This window comes from Caballeronia choica (genome assembly GCF_001544535.1).
Taxonomy (GTDB): Bacteria; Pseudomonadota; Gammaproteobacteria; order Burkholderiales; family Burkholderiaceae; genus Caballeronia; species Caballeronia choica.
In genome coordinates this window covers 1-8611 of the sequence record NZ_FCON02000224.1, presented here as the reverse complement: position 1 = coordinate 8611, position 8611 = coordinate 1, and the positions used below count along the sequence as shown (strand labels likewise).

General features: G+C 63.9%; 6 protein-coding genes. 5 read left to right on the top strand and 1 reads right to left on the bottom strand.

Features of this window, described 5'->3' with window-relative positions; translation table 11 throughout:
* Positions 1-622: 622 nt before the first annotated feature.
* Entirely contained in the window at positions 623-2209 is a 1587-nt protein-coding gene (gene garD / locus AWB68_RS40350; protein WP_087649773.1) for a galactarate dehydratase, read from the bottom strand.
* Positions 2210-2428: 219 nt separating this feature from the next.
* Between garD and kdgD the strand changes: the two genes are divergently transcribed.
* From kdgD to AWB68_RS40325, 5 genes are all read left to right on the top strand, one after another.
* A complete protein-coding gene (kdgD, locus tag AWB68_RS40345; RefSeq protein ID WP_087649772.1) occupies positions 2429-3346 on the top strand; it encodes a 5-dehydro-4-deoxyglucarate dehydratase in 918 nt (305 codons plus the stop codon).
* Positions 3347-3411: 65 nt separating this feature from the next.
* Positions 3412-4767, top strand: coding sequence for an MFS transporter (locus tag AWB68_RS40340; protein ID WP_087649771.1), 1356 nt, complete (start codon positions 3412-3414; stop codon positions 4765-4767).
* A gap of 186 nt (positions 4768-4953) precedes the next feature.
* Complete coding sequence (locus AWB68_RS40335) at positions 4954-5697, top strand: FadR/GntR family transcriptional regulator (RefSeq protein ID WP_087649770.1); 744 nt, start codon at positions 4954-4956, stop codon at positions 5695-5697.
* Between the two features lie 52 nt (positions 5698-5749).
* The gene (locus tag AWB68_RS40330; RefSeq protein WP_087649769.1) at positions 5750-6643 is read left to right on the top strand and encodes a 2-hydroxy-3-oxopropionate reductase; all 894 of its coding nucleotides are present in this window, start codon (positions 5750-5752) and stop codon (positions 6641-6643) included.
* Positions 6644-6910: 267 nt separating this feature from the next.
* Entirely contained in the window at positions 6911-8440 is a 1530-nt protein-coding gene (locus tag AWB68_RS40325) for an MDR family MFS transporter (protein WP_087649768.1), read from the top strand.
* Positions 8441-8611: the final 171 nt, after the last annotated feature.

The window sequence follows — 8611 nt, the reverse complement described above, 5'->3', positions numbered from 1 at the left end:
GTTATGTCGGAGTGGTCCAACCGGGGGAGTGTCGTTAGCGGGGTTTCATCGTTGTTGGCATGTAGAAGAGGCACGGGCATCGCACCGCTATACAAAGTGGACCAGCAGTCATACATCCGGCCTCGCGCTTCGCGCTCACCCGTCAGGCAAAACCAACACCCATCGCTATCGCTATCGCTATCGCTATCGCTATCGCTATATCTACATCCTACGTTCGTGCTTGCTGCATGCTTCAATCCCTCCGCTTGGCACACGAGTCGTCGGGCACGCAGTGCCAGGACGGATGAATGACTGCTGTTCCACTCCGTATGGTGGTGCGATGCCCGAGCCTCTCCTACATGCCAACAACGATGAAACCCCGCTAACGACACTCCCCCGGTTGGACCACTCCGACATAACGGGCTGGCGGCGCATGGCAAGGATTGGCGGTGGGAAGCTGCTTTCTTTGCTTACTTTCTTTGCAGCAGCAAAGAAAGTGAGTCCCGCCCCGGACAGGGGCAGAGCTAATAAACCAAAAACAATACAAGTTCCATAGAAGCGCAGAAACATCAAACGGTGTAAACACAAACCCACCCCGAACCCAAGCGCCAGCGACAACCAACCCCAAGCGCCAGCGACCCCCTTAGGTCACCGGTGCCGGATTGAACAACACCAGCGCATTGTGCAACTTCAACTTCTCCGCGCAAGTCTCCTTGCGCCCGCTGGCCACTTCGAGCATCAGCCGGAACAACTCCCAGCCCACATCTTCGATCGAAGCCTCACCCGTCGCGATGGTCCCGGCGTTGATGTCCATCAAATCATGCCACCGGCGCGCAAGATCCGAACGCGTCGCGACCTTGATGACCGGCACTTCAGCCAGGCTATACGGCGTCCCGCGCCCTGTCGTGAACACGTGCAGATTGATCCCCGCCGCGACCTGCAACGTGCCGCAGATAAAATCGCTCGCCGGCGTCGCCGCGTAAATCAACCCCTTCTGCCTGACCTTCTCACCCGGCGACAACACGCCCGAAATCGCGGAATTGCCCGACTTGATGATCGACCCCATCGCCTTCTCGACGATATTCGACAACCCGCCCTTCTTGTTGCCCGGCGTCGTGTTCGCGCTGCGATCGGCGCTGCCGCGCTTCAAATAATCGTCGTACCACTGCATCTCGCGGATGATCGCCTGCGCGACCTCCGGATTCGCCGCGCGGCTCGTCAACTGGTCGACGCCATCTCGCACTTCAGTCACTTCCGAGAACATCACCGTGGCGCCCGCGCGCACCAGCAAGTCGGTCGCGAAACCGACCGCGGGATTCGCCGTCAGTCCCGAGAACGCGTCGCTGCCGCCGCACTGCACGCCAATCACGAGATCGGATGCCGGACACGTCTCGCGACGCCGATTGTTCAGCCGCTCCAGGTGCCGCTCGGCCATCTTCATGATCGATTCGATCATCGACTGGAAACCGACGTGCGCGTCGTCCTGCAACACGACGACATCGCCGTTCGCGTCCGCGCCGACATCGCCGATGTCGGCCACGTCGTCGACGGCCGTCGTCACGATCGGGATCGTGCCCGGCGGCATCAGGCGCTCGGGCTGCAACTTCTCGCAGCCGAGGCTCACCATCATCACTTCGCCGCCAAAATTCGGGTTCAGGCTGATGTTGCGCACGGTGCGGATCGGCACCATCGCGTCGGGCGCGTCGATCGCGACACCGCAACCGTAGGTATGCCCGAGACTCACGACATCGTCAACGTTCGGAAAGCGCGGCAGCAATTCGGCCTTGATGCGCGTGACCGCGTGCTGCACGACATCGGCAACGCACTGCACGGTCGTGGTGATCGCGAGGATGTTGCGCGAGCCGACCGTGCCGTCGGCGTTGCGATAGCCCTCGAACGTGAAGCCTTCGAGCGGCGGCATCTCCGGCGCCTTCACGGTTGCGATCGGCAGCCCCTCGAGTCCCGGCGGGCTCGGCATGCGGATGACGTGCTCGTTGATCCAGCTGCCCTTCGGCAAATTCTTGAGCGCGTAGCCGATCACCACGTTGTAGCGGATGACTTCGTCACCCTCGGCGAGATCGGCGAGCGCGACCTTGTGTCCCTGCGGCACGCGCTCGCGCAACGTCAGGCCGTCGGCGAAGGTGGCGCCTTCAGGCAGCCCGCCATCGTTGACGACGATCGCGACATTGTCCCGCGGGTGAACGCGTATGTAGAGAGGAGACTGTTCCATTTCAACCGGTCCTTTTAGGGATACGACAGCTTAACGTCGGTCAGCATCATGTTCGATATCATACGTCATCCTACAACTAAGCGTTCCACCTCTCGCGTGAGGATTTACCCTTAATCCGCATTCACAACACTAAAGGGAGTTGAACCCCGCCATTCCATGTTGTACGATGACGTATCAGATGGCACTTCACATTCACCCCGCCGCCTTGGATATTCAACCATGACCACACCGCAAGAACTCAAGCAAATCGTTTCTGAAGGGCTGCTGTCGTTTCCCGTCACCGACTTCGACGCACAAGGCAACTTCCGCGCCGACACCTACGCCGAGCGCCTCGAGTGGCTCGCGCCCTACGGCGCGACGGCGCTGTTCGCCGCCGGCGGCACGGGCGAATTCTTCTCGCTGACCAAGAGCGACTACACGAACGTGATCCGCACGGCCACTGAAACCTGCAAGGGCAAGGTGCCGATCCTCGCCGGCGCGGGCGGCCCGACGCGCGTGGCGATCGAATATGCGAAGGAAGCCGAGCGCCTCGGCGCGAACGGCATCCTGCTGATGCCGCATTACCTGACCGAAGCGTCCCAGGAAGGCATTGCAGCACATGCCGAGCAGGTCTGCCGGGCGGTGCCGGATATCGGCGTGATCATCTACAACCGCGCCAACTCGAAGCTCAATGCGGACATGCTGGAGCGCCTCGCCGACCGCTGCCCGAACCTGATCGGCTTCAAGGATGGCGTCGGCGAGATCGAGGCGATGGTGACGATTCGCCGCCGCCTGGGCGACCGCTTCTCGTATCTCGGCGGACTGCCGACGGCCGAAGTCTATGCCGCCGCCTACAAGGCTTTGGGCGTGCCGGTGTATTCGTCGGCGGTGTTCAACTTCATCCCGAAGACGGCGATGGATTTCTACCGCGCGATCGCGGCGGACGACCACGCGACCGTCGGCAAGCTGATCGACGAATTCTTCCTGCCGTACCTCGCGATCCGCAACCGTCGCGCGGGTTACGCGGTGAGCATCGTGAAGGCTGGCGCGAAGCTCGTCGGCCACGACGCGGGCCCGGTGCGCGCACCGCTGACCGACCTCACCGACGAAGAACTGGCGCAACTCGACGTGCTCATCAAGAAGCTCGGCGCCCAGTAAGTTGCAGGCGCGGCGACGGCATTCACCGTCGCCGCTCATGACACGACCCAGGAGACAGCACTGCCATGCAGACGAGCCACGTTGCCAGCGCCGCCGGCGTAGCAAAACGCACCAGCGTCCGCTACACGATCCTGCTGATGATCTTCGTCATCACGACGTTCAACTACGCCGACCGCGCGACCCTCTCGGTGACGGGCTCCGCGATGCGCGGCGAGTTCGGCTTCGACGCGATCAAGATGGGCTACATCTTTTCCGCGTTCAGCTGGGCCTACGTGCTCTCGCAATTGCCGGCGGGCTGGCTCCTCGACCGCTTCGGCGCGCGCCGCGTCTATGCGGCAAGCATCTTCCTGTGGTCGCTCTTCACGCTGCTGCAAAGCGCGATCGGTTTCGTGGGCAGTGCGGCGGGCGCGGTCGTCGCGTTGTTCGTGCTGCGTTTCGCGATGGGCGCAGCCGAATCGCCGGCGTTCCCGGCCAACGCCAAGGTCGTCGCAAGCTGGTTTCCGACGGCCGAGCGCGGCACGGCATCGGCGATCTTCAACTCCGCGCAATACTTCGCCGCGGTCATTTTCACGCCGCTGATGGCGTGGGTCACGCACCGGTTCGGCTGGCATCAGGTCTACGTCATGATGGGCGTCGCGGGGCTGCTGCTCGCGCTCACGTGGCTCAAGGTCATGAAGAACCCGGCCGATCATCCGCGCGTGAACCAGGCCGAACTCGATCACATCGAACAGGGCGGCGGCGTGGTCAGCGCGCGGAAGAAGCCGGCCGACGGGGAAACCCAGCGCGCGACGAGCTGGCATCACGTGCGTCAGTTGCTGGGCAACCGCATGCTGCTCGGCGTCTATCTCGCGCAGTACTGCATCAACGTGATGACCTACTTCTTCCTCACCTGGTTTCCGATCTATCTCGTGCAGGCGCGCGGCATGACGATCCTGCAGGCGGGTCTCATCGCCTCGCTGCCGGCGATCTGCGGCTTCACGGGCGGCGTGCTCGGCGGCGTGTTCTCCGACGCGCTGATCCGGCGCGGCCACTCGCTGACCGTTGCGCGCAAGGTGCCGATCGTCGGCGGCATGCTGCTGTCGGCGTGCATCATCGGCTGCAACTACGTGGCGACTGACTGGGTGGTCGTCGCGCTGATGTCGCTGGCGTTCTTCGGCAAGGGCATCGGCGCGCTCGGCTGGGCGGTGGTCGCGGATACGTCGCCGAAGGAAGCGATCGGCCTGTCGGGATCGATCTTCAACATGTTCGGCAACGTCGCCGGCATCGTGACGCCGATCGTGATCGGCTACCTCGTCGCGACGAGCGGCGGCTCGTTCAATGGCGCGCTGGTGTTCGTCGGCATGAACGCGCTGCTGACCGTGTTCAGCTATCTCGTGATCGTGAAGGACATCAAGCGCGTCGAGCTTCGGCAGCCGGCATGATGACGGCAAAGGCGACGATGTCCGATACGATGACTTACGACTGTTGCCTGCGCTTCACGGCAAGCGGCTTGCAGCCCAATGAATAAGCCGCTGAATTTGCAAGAGAACCTTCTCGATCACTCGTCAGACATCGCTATAATGAATCGACCGAACTCGTCGCAATCAACCGATTCAAGGAGCGTTCCGATGGCTGTCCAATTTTCATCCGCTGCCCCGCCGCGCCGGGCTCGCAATCTCGCGGAGTCGGTCGTGGCTTACGTGAAGGAGCAGATCGCGTCCGACGCGCTCAAGCCCGGCGACAAGCTGCCCACCGAGTCGGAACTGATGGTCGGGCTCGGCGTGAGCCGCACCGTCGTGCGCGAAGGCATCTCGCGGCTGCAGGCGAGCGAGGTGATCGAGACGCGCCACGGCATCGGCAGCTTCGTGCTCGAACCGCGCCGCGAACGGCTCGGCATCGACATGGTCCCGGCCACCACGCTGCGCGATGTGCTGTCCGTGCTGGAACTGCGCATCAGCCTCGAAACGGAGAGCGCCGGGCTCGCCGCGCAGCGCGCGCAACCCGAAGACCTCGCGCGGATGCGTAGCGCGCTCAACGCGATCGAGCAGACGAGCCGCATGGGCGGCGACAGCGTCGCGGCCGACCTCCAGTTCCATATCTCCGTCGCGCAGGCGACGAGCAACCGCTATTTCGTCGATATCCTCACGCAGATGGGCACCGCGCTGATCCCGCGCAAGCGCATCGACTCGGCGGGCATCGCGCATGCTGACCCCAAGGCGTATGTCGCGCTCGTGAACCTCGAACACGAGAGCATCCTCGATGCCATCACGCGCCACGACGCCGACGGCGCGCGTGCCGCGATGCGCATGCATTTGTCGAACAGCCGGGAACGGCTGCGCCGCGCGAACGAGTTGGCGGAAGCGAAGACATAACGCACCGTATCGCGCAACAGCCCCGGCGTAACCCCATCATCAGGAGAAACACATGCAAAAGGCAGGATTCATCGGACTCGGGATCATGGGCAAGCCCATGGCGGCCAATCTTCGCAAGAACGGCGTCGAGCTGGCCGCGTTCACCCGCAGCGGCGTGCCCGACGAACTCACGCAGGAAGGCGTGCGCGCCTGCGACAGCCCGGCGGCGGTCGCGGCGCATGCGGATGTCATCTTCATCATGGTGCCGGATACGCCGGACGTCGAGCGCGTGCTGTTCGGCGAGAACGGCGTCGCGGAGAACCTGCGCGCGGGGCAGATCATCGTCGACATGAGCTCGATCTCGCCGATGGCGACCCGCGATTTCGCGGCGCGCGTGCGCGAGCGCGGCGCCGAATATCTCGACGCGCCCGTCTCCGGCGGCGAAGTCGGCGCGAAGGCGGGCTCGCTCACGATCATGGTCGGCGGCTCGCAAGCCACCTTCGACACGGTCAAGCCGCTCTTCGACATGATGGGCAAGAACATCTCGCTGATCGGCGAAGTCGGCGCGGGGCAGGTTTGCAAGGTGGCGAACCAGGTGATCGTCGCGGCGACCATCGAGGCGGTCGGCGAGGCGCTGCTGCTCGCGTCGAAGGCGGGCGTCGATGCGGAGAAGGTGCGCACCGCGCTGATGGGCGGTTTCGCCTCGTCGCGCATTCTCGAAGTGCACGGCGAGCGGATGACCAAGCGCACGTTCAATCCGGGCTTCCGGATCGAATTGCATCAGAAGGATTTGAACCTCGCGCTCGCCACGGCGCAGGCGCTCGGCGTGGCGCTGCCGAACACGGCCACCTGCCAGGCGCTGTTCAATTCGTGCACGGCGCACGGCGGCAAGGCATGGGACCATTCGGCGATGGTCCGCGCGCTCGAAATCATGGCGAACCATGAAATCGGGCAGCCTGTGAAGTAAATCGGCGGCGGCGGGCGTCGACGAACCACGAATGCCCGCCACCCTGCTCGTCCTCTCGTCATCGCGAAGGACGGGCCAAGCCGATTTCATCGCCCGGGTGTAACATTCCAGCCCTGCAATCCCCGGCCGATGCATCCATCCCGCGCTGAACGATTCGTTCGGGCGCACCGCAACGATGGTCATGTGCGGCCACCCTGTCGCCGCCCAGGTCCCATGCATCAAGGCTCATGCATGCTGCGCGCGGCGTAGAACCGTACGCACGAGAACATGACCAGTCCCACTCGCACCGATCCCGCTTCGAATCCCGCTTCAAATCCCGTCACAAAGCGCGGCTACGTGATTGCCGCCGTCATGGCTTCGATGGCGATGGTCGCCATCGAGGCGACGATCGTCTCGACGGCGATGCCGCAAATCGTCTCGCAGATTGGCGACATCCATCTCTATAGCTGGGTCTTCTCGTCGTTCCTGCTGGCGCAGACCGCGATGACCGTCATCTTCGGCAAGCTCGCCGACCTGTACGGCCGCAAGCCCATCGTCCTCACCGGCATTGCGATCTTCCTGCTCGGCTCGGTGCTCGCGGGGTTCGCGTGGTCGATGCCCGCGATGATCGCGTTCCGGCTGATCCAGGGCATCGGCGCCGGAGCGATCCAGCCGGTCACGCTGACGATCGTCGCCGACCTCTATCCGGCGCGCGAACGCGGCAAGGTGCAGGGCTATCTCGCGAGCGTGTGGGCGATCTCCGCCGTGCTCGGGCCGATGGTCGGCGGCATGATCATCCACGCGCTGTCGTGGGCGTGGATCTTCTGGCTGAACGTGCCGATCGGGCTCGCCTCGGCAGCGGGGTTCATCGCATATCTGCGCGAAGCGCCGCGCCACGCGCGACCCTCGATCGATGTCGTCGGCGCGCTGTTGTTCACGGCCGCGATCGGCGCGTTCATGATGTCGCTGACGTATGCGGGGACGTCGAATGGCGACGAGGCGGCGGTCTCGGGCGTCGTCTTCGTCGTATTTGCCGTGCTGTTCGTGATGCAGGAGCGGCGCGCGGCCGAGCCGATGATTTCGTTCGGCTTATGGAGCCGGCGTCCGATCGCGGCCGCGAACGCCGCGACGGTGGCGAGCGGCATGATCCTGATGGGCGCGACGACCTTCCTGCCGATGTACGTGCAGGGCGTGCTTGGGCGCTCGCCGGTGGTCGCGGGTCTTGCGCTGACGATGATGATGGTCGGCTGGCCGACGGGCGCCACGCTCGCCGCGCGCTCGTTTCATCGCTTCGGGATTCGCCCGATCCTCGTGACGGGCAGCGTGTTCGTGCCGCTGGGCGTGCTGTTCTTCGTCCTGCTCACGCCGCAGTCGTCGCCGGTGCTGGCGGGGCTTGGATCGCTGGTGGCCGGCTTCGGCATGGGTTTGTCGAGCGTGAGTTCGCTCGTGCTGATTCAGGAGATCGTCCAGGTCGACCAGCGCGGCAGCGCCACGGCATCGAACCTGTTTTCGCGCAATCTCGGCAGCACGCTTGGCGCGACGGCGTTCGGCGCGGCGCTCAACTACGGGCTGAGCCATACGACGCTCAGTCACGCGATCACGTCGGAGCAACTGCGTCAGCTTCTGGATACGCGGCGCCTTGCGGAAGTCAGCGAGCCGGTGGTGCGGCTGGTGCTGCATGCGTCGCTGCATCTGACGTTCTGGGCGATGCTCGGGATCGGGGTTTTTATCGTGCTGTTCTCGTCGTTTGTGCCGCATGTCGCGCTGGGGCGCGCGAAGGGTCCGGGGCTTGAGGCGGTTGCCGTTGAGGAGGGGTGATCGCTGGCGCTTGGGTTTGGTGTTGGTGTGGTTGTGTTTACGCCGTTTGATGCGCCTAGGCTTCTATGGAACTTGCTTTCTTTTTGGTTTATTAGCTCTGCCCCTGTCCGGGGCGGGACTCACTTTCTTTGCTGCTGCAAAGAAAGTAAGCAAAGAAAGCAGCTTCCCACC